The 16,511-nt window shown below is 40.4% G+C and carries 13 protein-coding genes; 10 read left to right on the top strand and 3 right to left on the bottom strand.

The genetic code is table 11. The features are described from left to right. Positions 1-27 precede the first annotated feature (27 nt). Positions 28-1,446 carry a hypothetical protein gene (locus JSU04_08890; GenBank protein MBS1970412.1) on the bottom strand — a complete coding sequence of 473 codons (1,419 nt, stop codon included), beginning with the start codon at positions 1,444-1,446 and terminating at the stop codon, positions 28-30. A gap of 154 nt (positions 1,447-1,600) precedes the next feature. Between JSU04_08890 and JSU04_08885 the strand changes: the two genes are divergently transcribed. Then, entirely contained in the window at positions 1,601-2,968 is a 1,368-nt protein-coding gene (locus tag JSU04_08885; protein MBS1970411.1) for a mannose-1-phosphate guanylyltransferase/mannose-6-phosphate isomerase, read from the top strand. On the opposite strand, the gene JSU04_08880 is transcribed toward JSU04_08885, so the two are convergent. Continuing rightward, positions 2,965-3,738, bottom strand: coding sequence for a glycosyltransferase family 2 protein (locus tag JSU04_08880; GenBank protein ID MBS1970410.1), 774 nt, complete (start codon positions 3,736-3,738; stop codon positions 2,965-2,967). The genes JSU04_08885 and JSU04_08880 overlap by 4 nt on opposite strands. Beyond that, positions 3,738-4,262 carry an SIS domain-containing protein gene (locus JSU04_08875; GenBank protein MBS1970409.1) on the bottom strand — a complete coding sequence of 175 codons (525 nt, stop codon included), beginning with the start codon at positions 4,260-4,262 and terminating at the stop codon, positions 3,738-3,740. Before JSU04_08875 ends, JSU04_08880 begins: the two co-directional genes overlap by 1 nt. A gap of 140 nt (positions 4,263-4,402) precedes the next feature. On the opposite strand from JSU04_08875, the gene JSU04_08870 reads away from it, so the two are divergent. The 9 genes from JSU04_08870 to JSU04_08830 all read left to right on the top strand — a co-directional run bounded on the left by JSU04_08870 (position 4,403) and on the right by JSU04_08830 (position 16,390). Continuing rightward, positions 4,403-5,800 (top strand): HAD-IIIA family hydrolase, encoded by a 1,398-nt coding sequence (locus JSU04_08870; GenBank protein ID MBS1970408.1) that lies wholly within the window; start codon positions 4,403-4,405, stop codon positions 5,798-5,800. Next, positions 5,797-6,795, top strand: coding sequence for a hypothetical protein (locus tag JSU04_08865; protein MBS1970407.1), 999 nt, complete (start codon positions 5,797-5,799; stop codon positions 6,793-6,795). Before JSU04_08870 ends, JSU04_08865 begins: the two co-directional genes overlap by 4 nt. Further along, the gene (locus tag JSU04_08860) at positions 6,782-8,023 is read left to right on the top strand and encodes an oligosaccharide flippase family protein (protein ID MBS1970406.1); all 1,242 of its coding nucleotides are present in this window, start codon (positions 6,782-6,784) and stop codon (positions 8,021-8,023) included. Before JSU04_08865 ends, JSU04_08860 begins: the two co-directional genes overlap by 14 nt. Continuing rightward, positions 8,020-9,456 (top strand): glycosyltransferase family 4 protein, encoded by a 1,437-nt coding sequence (locus tag JSU04_08855; protein ID MBS1970405.1) that lies wholly within the window; start codon positions 8,020-8,022, stop codon positions 9,454-9,456. The genes JSU04_08860 and JSU04_08855 overlap by 4 nt, the downstream gene beginning before the upstream one ends. Positions 9,457-9,521: 65 nt before the next feature. After that, the gene (gmd, locus tag JSU04_08850; protein ID MBS1970404.1) at positions 9,522-10,496 is read left to right on the top strand and encodes a GDP-mannose 4,6-dehydratase; all 975 of its coding nucleotides are present in this window, start codon (positions 9,522-9,524) and stop codon (positions 10,494-10,496) included. Then, positions 10,483-11,364: an SDR family oxidoreductase gene (locus tag JSU04_08845; GenBank protein MBS1970403.1), complete on the top strand. Its 882-nt coding sequence runs from the start codon at positions 10,483-10,485 to the stop codon at positions 11,362-11,364. Before gmd ends, JSU04_08845 begins: the two co-directional genes overlap by 14 nt. Positions 11,365-11,412: 48 nt before the next feature. Next, positions 11,413-13,845, top strand: coding sequence for a glycosyltransferase (locus JSU04_08840; protein ID MBS1970402.1), 2,433 nt, complete (start codon positions 11,413-11,415; stop codon positions 13,843-13,845). Beyond that, entirely contained in the window at positions 13,842-15,197 is a 1,356-nt protein-coding gene (locus JSU04_08835; protein MBS1970401.1) for a hypothetical protein, read from the top strand. Before JSU04_08840 ends, JSU04_08835 begins: the two co-directional genes overlap by 4 nt. Next, positions 15,197-16,390, top strand: coding sequence for a glycosyltransferase (locus tag JSU04_08830; GenBank protein MBS1970400.1), 1,194 nt, complete (start codon positions 15,197-15,199; stop codon positions 16,388-16,390). The genes JSU04_08835 and JSU04_08830 overlap by 1 nt, the downstream gene beginning before the upstream one ends. Positions 16,391-16,511: the final 121 nt, after the last annotated feature.

Genomic DNA, 16,511 nt, shown 5'->3' with positions numbered 1-16,511 from the left:
AAGAAAATTTACAGGTTTGCTGAAGAATTAAGCCGATGTTTCCTTGAGGGCTTCGGTAGTCTTCGCGCAAAGCTCGTCAGCTCTAGCTTGCGTTGGTGCTTCGATATAGCAACGGAACTCAGGGGCATTTCCAGAGGGACGAAGGTGGATAACTACATCCCCTTTAAACCTACAGCGAAGCCCGTCAAGAGTATTCACGTCAAGTAAGGTAAGATTTTGATCTTTCAGCAAGTTAGAGAAAAACTTTACTGTATCCATTTTCGCGGTTTCTAGAATTCCTAAGCTCTTTTCGGTAGGAAAATTTTTAATTAGACCACTAGAAGTATAAATTTTCGGTAGCAGACTTGTAATCTCATTTGTCTTTAACGAATGTTTTTTAGCGAGTGCCAGTAAAGAAATAACTGGAAGTACCGCATCTCTTGTTGGCAGAGATTCTAGTTTTCTGCCCTCCAGAGTCACATCAGACTGTAAAAGGTATCCGCCATTAGCTTCAAAGCCTCCAACGGAGTCGAATTCTTTTTCAAGTTCGTTAAGAGCCTGAACAACAAAAGGTGAACCAATTTTTGTTAAACTGACTTTCTTAAAGTTTTTCATTTCTGCAATGCCTGAATTGCAGCTAATAGGAAGAGCGATTGCTTCACAGCCGAGATACATACTGGCAAGAGTACCGATCTTATCTCCTGGGATGACGGAGCCCCCAGCATCAACAAAGAGAGGTCTGTCGGCATCGCCATCAGTACTAATCAATGCATCTGCCTTGTGTTCTTTTATCCAGCCTCCGAACTTATCCACGGCATCAACGGCTTCGGTATCTACTGGTATGAAAGTCTCTGAGAACCCGACACGAATCACTTCAGCGCCAAGTTGCTCTAAAATTTCAGGATAAAGATCTCGAGCGACTGAAGAGTGCTGATAAAACAACAGTCTTTTTCCGGAAAGTATATTTGGAGGGAAGAAATCCAAGTAGCGCTGAATGTATAGTCCGCGTGCCTCTTTTTCTGCGTTTTCTGGCGTGACGTTCTTTATCGGAGGCAACCCAGGAAAGGCTTTCTTAAGACTCTCATAAATTTCGTAGATAGCTTGATCATCTGCTTTGAGGGTCTCACCGGTTTCCAGGTAGAATTTAATCCCGTTACGATCAGCGGGAATGTGACTTCCTGTAATCATCACTGCCAAACAGCTCTTTTTCTTAGTGTAGTATGCTAGTGCCGGTGTGGGAATTTTACCACAGAGGATGGCTTTACGGCCGAAATCGTGAATAGCACGGATGGCGGCTTTTTGAATTTGTGGGCTGCTTTCTCGAAGGTCGTGAGCTAACGCAACAGCGGAGGTTTGACCTAGAGATTCAGCGTGCTTTAAAAATGACAATGTAAATAGATAAACTTCTGAATCAGTCAGTTCTGTAACTAATCCGCGAACTCCACTAGTGCCGAATTTAAGAGCCATAAATGCAAACCTTTCATTCAAAGGGTTTCTATTGTTGCTTTAAAAAGCTGACAAGGTAAACATATCAGTCTCCAACCTGACATAGTGCGTTTGCTGTAAATCTATTGGCTTTAGCCCCTGATCTATAGCATTTTTTAATCTCCCAGGGGGATAGATGATTCCAGTGATTATTTCAGGTGGTAGTGGCACTCGTTTGTGGCCTGTTTCTCGAAAGGCATGTCCAAAACAATTTTCAAAAATTTTAGATGAGTCGCTTTTTGTGAAAACCTACAAACGACTTCAGCCTCTAGGAAACCCTTGGGTTATTACGACAGAAGCGTTAAAAGTACTAACTGAGAAAAGCCTTAAAGAAATTGGACAAAGTGCTGAGCGCGTAATCTATGAACCTTTTGCGATGAATACTGCACCGGCGATTGCATTGCTCTGTAAAAACTTTGAGATGAGTGGACAGTCTGAAGAGGTCGTGGGTGTCTTTCCTGCCGATCACTACATTCCAGATGCGTCTCTATTTCATCAACATGTTCGTGCGGCTGAAGAGATCGCAAAGAGTGGTCAAATCGTTACCCTAGGCATCAAGCCAACCCTTCCGTCAACTGGATACGGTTATATTGAACTCCAAGGAAAAGGCGTTGGCGGCATTGAGGGGCTTTGTGCAATTGGTTTCCGTGAAAAACCAGCTCTTGAAAAGGCTATTGAATTTTTGGAAAAGGGCAACTTCGTTTGGAACGCCGGCATGTTCATTTTCAAAGTTTCTACTTTGATTGCCGAGTTTAAAAAGCACATGCCTGAGTTGTGGCAAGCGATAGAAGATCTTGAAGTTGATCATAGTAACTTGAAAGAGATCTATTCTAAATGTCCAAGTCAAAGTATCGATTACGGCATTATGGAAAAGTTGGAATCCCACACTTGCGTTCCATGCAGTTTTTCTTGGAGTGATATTGGAAGTTGGGATGCCTTAGTTAATTTGAACGGGGACTTTGAAGGTGAAAAAATTCAAGTAGAAGCGACTAACAATGCCCTAGCTGGAATGAAAGATAAAACGTATGCCTTTATTGGCGTTGATGACTTAGTGGTCATTGATACCGAAGATGCCCTTGTTGTTGCGAAAAAAGGTGAGACTGAAAAAGTAAAGAATGTAGTCGATCAGCTTTCAAAAGCAGGTAGTCAAAAAGTGAAAGATCATAATTTTGAGATTCGTCCGTGGGGACAGTACAGAATTTTGAATGATACCGAGTATTACAAATCTAAGGTGATCACTGTGGATCCAAAAGCCCAGTTGAGTTATCAATCTCACAACAACCGTTCAGAGCATTGGGTTGTTGTGAAGGGTAGGGGCGAAGTTGTTCTAAATGACGAGGTCATTCCAGTGAGCTACGGAAAGCATGTTTTCATTCCGGTAGGAGCGAAGCACCGTATTCGCAATACGAGTGAGACGCCTCTGGAGTTCATCGAAGTTCAAAGTGGTTCTTACTTCGGGGAAGATGATATCGTTCGCTATCAAGACGACTATGCAAGGACTTAAAACTGCTTATACTTGTTCAGCGATGTGGCGACATAGCCACTCAGATAATAGAGGCTTGAAAAAACATTAAGCCTCTCATGTTTTCTAAGAATCTTCCAGCGAACCGCAGCCATTTCGAACTTGTTCGCGGATCGAGAGCTCGGAACAATACGATAGCGAGCTAGATCCTCTTGAAGTCCATAACAGTCAAAGCCTCTTTTTAAGAGACTCAACCAAAGTAAAAAGTCTTCGTGCTTAGTCTCCTCAAATTGCAGAGGACCTGTTTGGGATTGATCAACAAGGACAGTGAGACAGCCGATTACATTGTTTACTAAAAGATCTTTGTAGGTGATTTTCGCGGGGACGTTTAATAAATGTCCCACGGTTTTTTCATCAAAGGACATTCGGCGATAGCGATGGGTCGCAAAGGCTCCATTATTCTTCTTCAGATGCTCAAGTTGCTTTTCGAGCTTTTCTGGTAACCAAACGTCGTCACTATCTAAAAAGGCCACATATTGCCCTCTAGCTTGGGAAAGAGCGTAGTTGCGAGAGAGTGCCAAACCTTTGCCTTGAGGTACTTTTAAAAGGCGAATACGTGGATCTGTTGCGGAGTAGTTTAAAACAATATCAGGAGTTGCATCTTTTGTGCCCTGATCGATAACGACAAGTAATTCCCAAGATTGGTGCGTTTGGCTTAAGACGGATTGAATTGTAGCTTCCATCGTTGCTGCAGAGTTATAAGCAGGAGTGACGATGGAAACGAGATTTGGAGTTAAGTGAGCTGCCGTCATTATTTCTGAGGTGATTGAGCTGCAAAGAAGTATTGCGCCAGCGCTTGCATCGCCGCCTGATGGCAGTCCTCAACAATCGCGTAGTTCGAGTACTCAACGTGAATTTTCACAGTTGCTAGGTCTTTTGCTTTTCCGCCGGCAAAACCTGTCAGCGCAATACTCGGAATGCCCAATTCTTGGGCCATTTTAATGGCATTGACGATGTTAGGGCTGTTGCCGGACGAAGAAATAACGAAAAGGGCATCTGTTGGCTTTGCCATCATTTTGAGGTGGCGAGAAAAGACTTCGTCATAGCCAAAGTCATTGCCGATAGCCGTCATAAGAGCAGCGTTAGCACCTAAAGAAGTCGTTCTTAAAGGGAGGAGATTTTCTCCGTAGGTCCCTTTTGTCCAGTCGCAGCAAAGATGGTCTGCGATGGCAGAGGAGCCGCCATTGCCTGCAACAAAGAAAGTGCCGCCACGTTTTGCGACATCCACCATCACTTTATGGGCTTTTTCCATTTCGGCCTGGGGAATAGTCTCCATAGCTTGGGCTAAAGCCTTTTTATAGTCGGAAAAATAAGTGTTTAAGGAAGTCGAATTAAACCAGATATTTTTAGTGCGTGGATCAGCTTGCATGGACTGACAATAGCAGAGAGTTTTCCTCAAAAGCAATCTTGCTATGTATGCAGATTCAATTTAAATACAATAGGATGAATTTTTCGCCAGTATCTTCTGAAAATCACAGTGCTATTCCTGAAATCGCGGTCATTTTGGCCGGAGGCAAGGGAACTCGTCTTGGCGAAATGGCAAAAAACCTGCCTAAACCAATGATTGATATTGCAGGAAAGCCACTCCTAGAGCGCCAAGTAGAGTGGCTGAAAGAGTTCGGAATTAAGAAAGTCATTTTACTGACCGGCTACATGGCTCAACATATTCGCGATTATTTTGGCGATGGGAGTCGATGGGGATTGTCTGTAGAGATCATCGAAGAGACGGAGCCTTTGGGAACTGCCGGTGCGTTGAAACAGCTCCAGGGAAAAATCCATAAACCTTTTTGGGTGGTCTATGGCGATCTCGTAGCTTCTTTGAGTCTTGATAAAGCTGCGGCCTTTCATGCCAACAGTAAAGCATTTGCGACGTTGGTTGTTCATCCGAATGATCATCCCTATGATTCTGATTTGGTAGATGTTGATGAGGCCAACCGAATTTTAAAATTTATCACAAAGCCCCATGCTCCAGGTTTGATAGCTCGTAATCTTGTGAATGCGGCTGTCTACATATTGCCTCCGGAAGTTTTTGAAATGATCCCAGAGGGCTTCCGTGGTGATTTAGCAAGAGATATCTTTCCGGAAATGGTTCTTAAGAAAAACGTGATGGCCTTCAATTCCCCTGAGTATCTGAAAGATATGGGTACGCCAGATCGTCTTAAGAAGGTTCGTGACGATTGGGAGAGCGGCAAAGTTCAGCGCCTGAGAGTCTCATACCCACGCCCTACAGTATTTTTGGATAGAGATGGAGTGATTCTTCAATACGTTCCAGATATCCACAAAAGCGAAGATGTGAAACTGCGTGAAGGTGCGGCTGATGCGATTCGTAAATTGAATCGTGCAGGCTATCTCGTTGTTGTCGTGACAAATCAACCTATGATTGCCAAAGGCTATCTGTCTGAAAAAGACTTGCACTTCATTCATGCAAAGATGGAGACATTGCTTGGGGAGTCTGGAGCCTGGGTCGAGCGCATTTACTATTGCCCACATCATCCAGAAAAAGGATTTCCCGGCGAGCGTCCAGAGTTGAAAGTCGACTGCGATTGCAGAAAACCTAAAACGGGTATGCTGAAGGCGGCGAGTTCAGAGTTTAATATTGATCGACCTCATTCTTGGATGGTCGGCGACACTTGGCGGGATGTTGAGTGTGGGAAGACATTCCAGCTGAGAACTGTTGGCGTAACTGGCGGCGAGGGATATCCCTACAAAGAGGCTAAAGCTGTTGAACCAGAAAAAATCTGCTCAGGCCTTTTGGAAGCTGTAGAGTATATTTTGGCGGAGGGCATTCTCCCTCGAAAGGATCTGCAACTATGATTATGACAAAAACGCCTTTCCGTATCAGTCTTTTTGGTGGCGGCTCAGATCTTGAGGCCTTTTACTCTCAATCGCCAGGGGCTGTTCTTAGCTTTACGATCGATAAGTACATGTATCTTTCGGTTCATAACTTTTTTGAAAAAGATAAAATTCGCGCGAAGTACTCACGCACTGAGACAGTGAATGACCCGCGTGATATTAATCATCCGATTATTCGCGAAGTTTTTCTGCAGTTTAAAATGAAGGGTGGGGTAGAGTTAAGCTCTATTGCTGATATTCCGGCTGGAACGGGAATGGGGTCTAGCTCTTGTTTTACAGTCGGATTGTTGCAGAACCTCTATGCTCGTCATAATAAATTCGTTCCTAAGCAACGATTGGCTGAAGAGGCGTGCAGTATCGAGATTGAAAAGTTGAAAGAGCCTATTGGCAAGCAAGATCAGTATGCTGCTGCTTTCGGTGGTATTAATATTTTTAAATTCAATACCAACGGCTTTGTTGAGGTTGAGCAAGTTAACTTAAGTCAGAAAGTTTTTCAGCAATTCCAGTCGCACATGCATTTGTTTTATACGGGCCAGACACGTTCAACGTCATCTGTTCTGAATGAGCAGAAGAGCAATATGCAAAGTGATGAGAAGTTCAAAATGATGCAGCAGATGGTTGCATCTGTATTCAAAGCTCGTGATTTACTGTATGCAGGTCAGTGGCAAGAGCTTGGAGAGCTATTGCATCAGAACTGGCTTTACAAAAAGCAGATGGCAAGTAAGATTTCAAATCCGGAAATTGATGAGGCTTACGAACGTGGTATGAAGGCAGGGGCGTGGGGAGGTAAACTTCTTGGTGCTGGTGGTGGAGGGTTTCTACTATTTATTTGCCCTCCGGAAAAAGCGGTAAATTTGCAGGCCGCGCTAGGTTTAGAGAAATTGAATTTTAAAGTCGAGCAAGAAGGCTCAAAAGTCATTTACTTTGATGAAACGAATGTAGATGAGCGAGTTTAAATCGCATAAAGCTCTTATTTTACGGAATATTTTTTGGGCGAATCTCAATACGTTTTTGAGATACGCTCTAGCATTTGCGGCGACCTCCTATCTGGCGCGAAGTTTCTCTCCAGATATTTTTGGTACATATCAGCTAGTGATGAGTTACCTTACAATCTTTGAAGCCTTTGCATTCGTAAACCCCACTCATCTGAGAAATTATCTCGCGTCAAATCCAGACAAGGAGACAACCGTAACTTCCTTGTGGTTTTGGCAAAATATTGTCATTTTTATGATTTTATTTTTAGTTTGCTTGTTCGGCTTCGTCTTCTCTCCGGAAAGAGCATTCTGGCTGTTGCTAGCTATTGCAAGCATCCGCTTTCTATTCCGCTTTAATGACTACGTGGCAGTCATTTGCGATCAAAGGCTTTTAAACCATGTTGCGCAAAAAATAGCGATTGTTCAGAGTATCTCCCTCAATATTGCACGTATTTTAGCAGCAGCTTTGAAAGCCAATATTTTTCTGCTGTGTTTCACATCTCCAGTGCAGGGGATATGCTCAACATATCAACAGTGGGCGATTGGAAGAAAAATAGGCATAAAGACGAGTAAGAGGATTGAGCCTAGTGAGTTTTTGAAAATCTTAAAAGGGGGATTTTTTCTTTCTCTTTTGGCCTTCATAAGTGTGTTTCAGTCACGAGTTATTTCGTTGGTCATCGCCGAATACCTATCTAAAGAGGACTTCGGAAACTTTCAGCTTGTAGTCAAGCTTGTAGAGCCCGCTACCATGCTAGGTGTTATTATACTGGGGGCCAATTATAGTGTTCTCGCAAATACTTTAACACAAAGTTTAAAATTGTTTAATATCCGATTTGCCAAGATTGTAGGCGTAACCTTGATGATTTCGTTTGGCTTGGCATTGATTATTTACTTAAGCCCCGTTAGCCTTCTTGTAAGGTTTTTTGGTGAAAAATATTTGCACGGACTTTCATTGCTTGGAATCGGTTCTCTAATGGTCATTTCAAATACGTTTTTTTGGGTCGACCAAAATTATGACTTTTTGAAGCAGGAATATATTTTTGCATTGATAAAATATGTGGCAATACTTTTGCTATACGTTTGTGCAACATTCTATTTTGCAGCGGCAATTACAATTGAGGCGGGACTCTGGATTTCTATTCTAGTTCCGTTAGTAGTTTCAGGATCTTCTTTAATCTATAGAATCATTAGTTATTTTAGGACAGTATGAACCAAAGTGAAATTTTAGAGTTTATCGACAATCAGTTTCGTCTGCCTTCACTTTCAAGCTATGAGCTCAAGAAGATACCTGGAAAAACGCGCGCTAGGATTCGGGGGCCTCATATTGCCTCTAGCTCGACCATCTATATTGATGTGACGGATACGGACTCGTGCCCCATAGTTACAGGAATTCAAAAGGTTGCGAGAAAAATTGTACAGAGTTTTGTTGAAGACAAAGTGACCTTTGAACTCATTCGTTATGACTTTGATATCAATGGTTTTGTTGTTCTAACGGATATCGAGAAGCGGCAGTTCTTAGAGCGTATGAATCCCACTTCTGGCCCAATGCAAAGAGCTCCTGGAATCCGCACATTTGCAAACGATCTATTGTACAAGGTTCTTCGTTTTGTAAGCCGTTCTTTAAGTTCATCTTTAAATTCTTTAAGTGAAGTGGGGCTCTTTTCTGAACTAAAAGAAGGGCTCGAGGGCGCTAAGCCAGGAATTGTGCGCAAGATTCGCATGCGTAAAAAAAGATGTTTTGATCTAGTTCCGTTAAAGCCAATAGATGGAATGAAAATACTTTTGCCTGAGTTAATATATGAAAAGGGTAGGGCAGACCAATACTTAGCAATGAAGCGTTTTTTCAACGTTCAGTTGAGTGTTATTCTGTACGATCTTATTCCCATTTATCATCCTGAGCTTGTTGAAGTCTCTCGTGAGTTTCTCAACTACATGCGAATCGTTCGAATTTCTGATAAAGTTATTGCAATCAGCGAGTATAGTGCAGATCAGGTAAAGTTCTACTTGGACGGCTGGAAACGTGAAAATGCAGTTGCTATTCCTAAGGTAGAATCCCTGTATCTCCCTTTCGTTCGTCATACTGATATTGAAAGTAGAGACAAGTTTAAAGTTCCGACTTTTGTCTATGTCAGTACTATTGAACCTAGAAAGAATCATTTACGTTTGGCGCTAGCAGCTGAAAAGCTGAAAAATGACGGTTACCAGTTCGAAATTTTGTGTATTGGCAAGGTTGGTTGGGTCGAAGAAGAGTTTTGGAAAAAAATCAGCGGACTGCAGAAGAAGGGTGTTCCAATCCGTTTTATGCACAATGTTGGCGATAAGGAGCTAGAGGATATCCTACTGAGAAGCTGGTGCGCGGTATATCCATCACTGGTAGAGGGGTTTGGCTTGCCTATTATTGAAGCTAATGAGTTTTCTCTACCGGTTATTACTTCGAATAATAGCGCAATGCGAGACGTCTGTAGTAACTTTGTAAAGACATACTATTTGGTGGAGCCGGGTAGTGTAGAGTCGATTTCTCAGGCCATGCAAGATTTCTTGGATTGCACTACTCAGAAGTTTCAGCTGAATCAGCAAATCGGCGAAAATGCAGCATCTTGGAAAGACTATTCTAGGAGTGTTTATAAGAGTGTTTTAACCTAAGTAAATATTGACATTGTTTAGAGTGAAATGCGAAATTTTTAATTCGCATTCTTTCAGGAGAAACAATGAAACGCGCACTGATTACGGGTATTACGGGACAAGATGGATCGTATTTAGCAGAACTTCTTTTGTCGAAGGGTTACAAGGTTTATGGCCTCACCCGAAGATCAAGTACAAACGTCACAAGTCGTATTGATCACATTTTGTCGCAAGTCGAATTGCTTTCTGGTGATCTCCTGGATGGGAACTCATTGACTTCAGCTGTTGAGGAGTCAAAGCCTGATGAAGTTTACAATCTTGCTGCTCAAAGCTTTGTGCAGACATCTTGGAAGCAACCAACACTCACCGCAGACTTTACGGCCGTCGGTGTGACAAGAATGCTAGAGGCAGTACGCCAAGCAGCACCGAAGGCACGCTTCTATCAAGCTTCAAGTTCGGAAATGTTCGGAAAAGTTCAGGCTGTACCACAGACTGAGGCAACGCCTTTCTACCCACGCTCTCCATATGGAGTAGCTAAACTTTACGGGCATTGGATCACAATTAATTATCGTGAATCTTTTAATATGCATGCTACGAGCGGAATTTTGTTTAATCATGAAAGTCCTCGTCGTGGTCTCGAGTTTGTAACTCGAAAAATTTCTTATCACGTAGCTATGATCAAAAATGGCCTTGCAAATGAATTAAGATTGGGGAATTTGGACGCTAAACGTGATTGGGGCTTTGCTGGGGATTATGTTGAAGCAATGTGGTTGATGCTCCAGCAAGATCAACCAAGAGACTACGTGATTGCAACGAATCAGACTCATACAGTCCAAGAGTTTGTTGAGGTGGCGTTTGCTCGCGCAGATTTGGATTGGAAAAAGTACGTCAAGATCGATGAAAAATTTATGCGACCTGCTGAGGTAGATTTACTAATCGGAACTTCTGAAAAAGCTAAAAAAGATCTCGGTTGGGAACCAAAAACGACATTTAAAGAGCTTGTTCACATGATGGTTGACGCCGATCTTAAGCTTGTTAGGGAAAGTCGTGACAATAGATAAGAGGCTGAGCCTGTTTGTTAGTGGACATAAAGGCTTCTTGGGAAGTCATGTTATGAGTCACTTCCAGGGCAGCTTTGCTATTAAGACCTTTGATGGCGATCTTTTTGAGCTGCCATCAAATCTAATAAGTGGTGATGAGAAGGCTTTTTTCCACTTCGCAGGCGTATCAATGCCTGCGGCATGTGAGAAGAGTCCCGACGTCGCGTATAGAAATAATCTTATGTTAACAGAGGCGTTGTTAACGAAACTTTCAAAGACGCTTTCAAAGAGTAAAACGGTATTTGTGTTTTTCAGTACTGCACATGTTTATGAGAATTCCGTAGTACCAATGAAAGAAGAAGCATCAGTCAATCCGAAGTCTGTCTACTCAAGAACAAAATATGCGGCAGAGCTGTTAGTAAGAGACTTGTGCACTTTTTATAATATTCCCTATGTTATAGTACGGCTGTTCAACACGAGTCACAAGTCTCAAGTCGGACCATTTTTTATGCCAACACTGTATAGTCAGTTTGCTGCACACACTGTCAGCAAAGAGCCCTTTATTCCTAAGTTGGATCGTGTAAACGTTGTCCGGGATTTTTTGTCACTTAAAGACTTTTTAGGTGCCATGGAAGCGATCGTTCGTTTTGACTGGAGTCAGCCTCAAGGTTGCGGGATCTATAATATTTGTACCGGGCATGGAAAAGTATTGAAAGATATTGTATATGAATTGGGAAAGCAGTTAGGTGTTCCAGTTGCTTTGTCTGATTCGTATTTGACTATAGAGTCGTCTATAGTCGGTGACTCTACGAAGTTTCAAAATGTGTTTTCGTGGCAGCCTTCTTACTCAAAGTCCGTTGCCGATTTTGTTAAAAGTTATCTAGAATAAGCTATTTTGGATAGCGAGAGTGAGTAACTTTTAGAGAAGAGGACTCAAGTGGAAGAATTTTTAAAGCAATTATCCTCATCAAGCGGCCGCCACTTTTGGGATGGTGAAAGCTCTGAAATTAAATCAGTGAATTTTGATCTTTCATCAACCCTTGATTTCCGGCCACCGGCTGAGATGCAAGGAAGTTTTGATTTTGTTTGGAGTTTGGAAAAGCCTCTTAATGATCTTGGCTGGAAAATTCGTCTTGATGAAATGATCCGTCTTTTGCCAAGCCAAGGAACTTTGACATTTTCTTATGTTCAAAATGAGTTTATTTCGATTCCAGCGGTAAAGAGCTTTTTATACCGAAAGTATGGAGTGAAGTCCGAACTCATATACGAAAAGATTTCCGCACCCGTTATTATTAATACCTATAAAATTGAGAGAACACAGTATCAGCCTCCAAAGAAAATATGGACTTTTGGAATGCTGACTCAGGGTAAAAAACCCGAGCTTGTCGAAGATTTCTGTAAATCTGTTCGCGATTTTGGTGGACCCGAACACGAGATTATTATTTGCGGGCCTTACTCAAGTATTTTAGACAAATATCAGGTGGTCTACAATAGCAAAGCTTATAGTCCGTTGTACGCTGATATTTGTCGCAAAAAAAATGATATTGTGAATATGGCAAAGCATGAAAATATCATGCTTTTACATGATCGTTATATTTTGAATTCAGATTTTTTTACTGGGTTTGAAAAGTACGGCTACGATTTCGATTTCTTAACGATTAGGCAATATCATGCTAGTGGCAAGAATTATCCTGCATATTGCTCTATCGACGATAAGGGAGAGCTGATCTGGGGACAGATTTCAGAATGCACTGACTATAAGAAGTCTTGGCATTCTCATTATCTAAATGGCGGCCTTCTTGTTGGTAAGACAACTTTATTTAAAGAAATTCCATTCAATGATGCTATTTTTCATAACCAAGCTGAGGACGTGGAACTAACAAGAGTCATGTTGGATGCGAAAATTGTCCCTAGATTCAATATGCATTCATCTTCAAGAACCGATGTTCCGGATCATCTGACGAATGCATTTGTTGTTTCTAACCTAAGTGATCTTGAAAAGAATATTGCTGGCGCGAATAGCATATGGAAAATACTTGAAGTACCACCAAGTGATTTCCCCTCTAGAGTTTTGTTGAAAGTTATTAAAGTTTTGGTTAAGTCGTATGCGGTACGCAACATAGGAAGAGTGCCTTGGAAAGAAATTTTTAAGAAGGGTATTAAGAAAACTAACGCCTTTCTTAAAAGTCAGGTAAAAAAAAAGTTTTTTTCAAATAGGGTGATTGCCTCCATTAACTCGAAATATTGGGAGGCTAGATGGAAACTAAAAGTAAAAAAGCAAAGACCACAAATTAGCAGTGGTGTGAACATTATTACCAATTTCGTTGAAGGCGGAGTGTTCAATGCCACTTGCTATATGGCTAGGCAACTCATTCGTGAAGGTGTGCCGGTTGCAATATGCAATATATTTCCCCATGATCATTCAAATATGAAACAAGATTTCCCTGACCTCGAGAAGTATGTTTCCAAAGAGCCTTTATACGGAATCAATATCCTTTCCGATGGATTTCCATTTAATCAGGCAAACTTTTCTCGTTTAAGAAAAATTCTTCAGAGACGCTATAATATTAACTACACCTTTTGGGAGTTGCCAAAAATTCCGAAGCGATTATTCGTTAATTTGCGATATCCAGATGAAATTTGGGCTGGCTCAGATTTTGTGAGAGATGCAATCAAAAGTGTTGATGCAAACTTAAACGTAAGTACATTTGATTTAAACGTGCAGATTGATGCTTCTTATGGACGTAAATATGACCGATCTTATTTTCGGTTGCCTAAGGATAAAGTTTTATTCCTTGCCTCCTATTCATTTTCTTCTGGCGGAGCGAGAAAAAATCAAGATGCGGTGATTAGATGTTTTGGAGAAGCGATTAACAAAGATGATGCCGCATTAGTTCTCTATATTCATCTTCCTAAAATCCAGGAATCGACTATGAATACAGCTTACGAGACCTTTAAAGCAGAGATTAAGTCGAAGTTTAAAAATAACATTATTGTTTTAGAACAGAAACAGACTAGTTATGAAGAGCAGATAGGATTAAAGAGGTCTTGTGACTGCTATATATCTCTTCATAGGTCTGAAGGCTATGGCTTGAATTGTGCCGAAACTGCAGAGGTTGGAAATTTAGTTGTGATGACTGATTGGTCGGGGTCTAACGATATTAAGCGTAAAGAAAGATGGTCGTCTCTTATTTTCCCAGTGAAATTCAATTTGGTTCCAGTGAAAGCAACTGACTTTATTTGGGTTAGTAGTGGCGAAGAGCGGCTGCAGTTCTGGGCTGAGCCAGATACAAGTGATGCTATCAGTAAAATTCAACAAGCCTATGAGTCCGCAAAACGCAGGTCCCGTCCGTCTGAGCTAATAGTATGACTCGAGATGAAGTGAATATAAATAATGTCGAAAGCACTCAAGGTGGTTTATATGATGAGGTTTGGATTGGGCAATATCCTCCAATTCCCAAAATGCCATTTTTTCAATTTAACTACCTTGACTCCTCATTTCGATCGCCTGCAAGCTACCAGGGTAAGTTTTCAAATGTATACTACTTTGAGAAAAATATTGCCGCTTCAAGATTTTGGCCACTCATACTCGATGAGTGTTTTAATTTAATATCACCAAGTGGAGGCACGTTACATTTAAAGTTCTTAGCGACACATTTCCTAACTTCCGCGAGGCTTAAAAATTTTATTTTTACTCGTTTTGGGCAAAATGTTCAGTTGTTAGATGAAAATGTTTTTGAAGACGGTTATACGCAGATTTCCATTAACCTAAAAAGGAACTTATTTCAAATCTCAGATGCCTGGTCGTTTGGGGTTATAAATCATAACAACTCAGTTAAAATTGTTGAGTTTTATGAAAGTGTTGTTGAGGCTAAAAATAGGCCTGAGTTTGAGTTTTTAGTATATGGCGACGAGATAGAGAGCATTTCAGACAAAACTGGAGTGCGTTTTTTGAAAATGCCATCTTACTCAGATGAAAGTGATATTAATTTTTCGCTTGTTAAAAATTTTCTTGTTCAAAATATGAAATTTCAAAATATTTTATTTGCTGATGATCCGATCAGTATTGATAGTGATTTTTTTACGGGGTTTTCGAACTTCGGTTATGGTTTTTCTTTTGTTAGCATTAAAACAGAAACGATGTCAGGCAGCCGTTATTTAGATTGGTTAACAGTCGGACTTACATGGCTAACAAATTCTAAGAGCCTGTTGGCATATGATAACTATGTAGAGGATGCATTTTGTTTAAACGGAATTTTTATTGCTAAAAGAGAGATTCTGATAAAAAATGAATGGAATCACCTAATTTTTAGTTCTAAAGATGGTGATTTTGAGCTTTCAAAGAGATTATACCATGACGGAATTCCGCTAAGATTAAATATATCCTCAAAAGCGACAATTCTATCTGACCATGGCAATTCAACACCTTTACCTGTATTAAAGTTTGACCCTCATACTACAAGATATCCATATTCAGAAAATCTTAAATATATTGGATTTACTGATGTAACGGGTAAGGAATATTCTATTAGAAGAGTAACTATTCTTATGAGAATAAATTACTTGGCTAAAAAGATTTTGTTTAAGGTAATTAAGTTCTTATACCTACTTAATAAAAAATATGTATATCCTCTTATGAAACAATTTTTTAGCCAGCGAGCACCTCTTATTGTTTGGTACCTTAAAAAGGTACACTACTTATTTTTGGCAAAGAGAAAGTGATGTCTAATAAAATACTTTTTGTAGTTTCAAAAGATTTTTTAAATTCTCACATTGGTGTGCGCAGAGTTATCAAATTTTATTTTCAGGAAATTATTAAGCTTGGATTTCAAGCTGATTGGGCGATAGCAGATGACAATAAAATTATTAAGATTTCTTTTAGAGGTAAAACCTTCGAAGAGATTTATGCAGAATCTTTTTGTGAGGAGCGCGAAGATGTCATTATTACTGCCGATAAATTGCATGAAAAGCACGTTTATACTTCTTGGGTGCATCAAGAAACAAAGGACTTCTACGATAAAAAATACGTGATTGATGATTTAGAAACATACTATAGAGTAATTTTAACAGCTCCGTGGGCTGTTTCGGAGAGATTTCCTATTGTTCAAAATTCTATCGGTATCGTATACGATATCATTCCAAACTTAATCTCTTTAGGAAAACTTAAATTCGTCGGAGCAAGTGATCCTCTTATTAAATTTGCGTTTCTTCATAAAGTTGGCTTTGAGTACTATCTTAATAATTGTGTGGCTATTAGCCATATTTCAAGGCATACGATGGCCGACTTCCAGATGATGAGAAAGTACTCTAAATCATCTAGCCGAGACTACGCTGTTATCCCTTTCTCTTTTAGTTTAGTTTCGCGTCCGACAGGGAATTTAAAAGACAATCAAGAAGGGCCTTATGAAATACTTTGTGTAAATTTCTTTGATGCTAGAAAAAATTTTTTGAAGGGCGTAGAAGCGCTTTTAAATCTCAAAAAATCTTTTTCTTTTAGTGTGTCATTTGTAGGCGGGCCAAGGATGGAGCTCTCGGAAATTTTTTATAATTTGAAACGGTTTTCAGCAGCGGGGATTGATTTTAGATGGCATGTCAATAGTACTGACAGGGTTCTTGAGGAGCAGTATAAAAGTGCTGATGTACTTTTTTTTCCGAGCATTTATGAGGGTTTGGGCTTGCCGATTCTAGAAGCTCAATCTTTTGGCAAACCTTGTGTGACATCAAGCGGAGGTGCATGTGGGGAAATTAATTTTTTTCCAGAAATTTCTGGGGACGCAGATAGCATTGTTGAGTTAACAAAAGCTCTGGAGAGATGTTTAATAAACTTATCCAAGTACAAAGATTCGAATTTTTTTGAAGAAAGAGCAAAAAAAATATTTTCAGAATACTCGTCGGTATCTCAGCTTCTTTCTTGAAACTATTATCATTATTTATAGCAGGTAATAGGTAAATTCTTCTTTAAAAACTAATGTTAACCAGTGGTCCTAATAAGATACCAATACAACAAAGAAATATTTGTTTCGATCAGATTTTTAA

This window comes from Bdellovibrionales bacterium, assembly GCA_018266295.1.
In the GTDB taxonomy this organism is placed as follows: domain Bacteria; phylum Bdellovibrionota; class Bdellovibrionia; order Bdellovibrionales; family Bdellovibrionaceae; genus JACMRP01.
The sequence above is the reverse complement of the archived record's forward strand: the minus strand, read 5'-3'. Positions and strand labels throughout refer to the sequence as shown.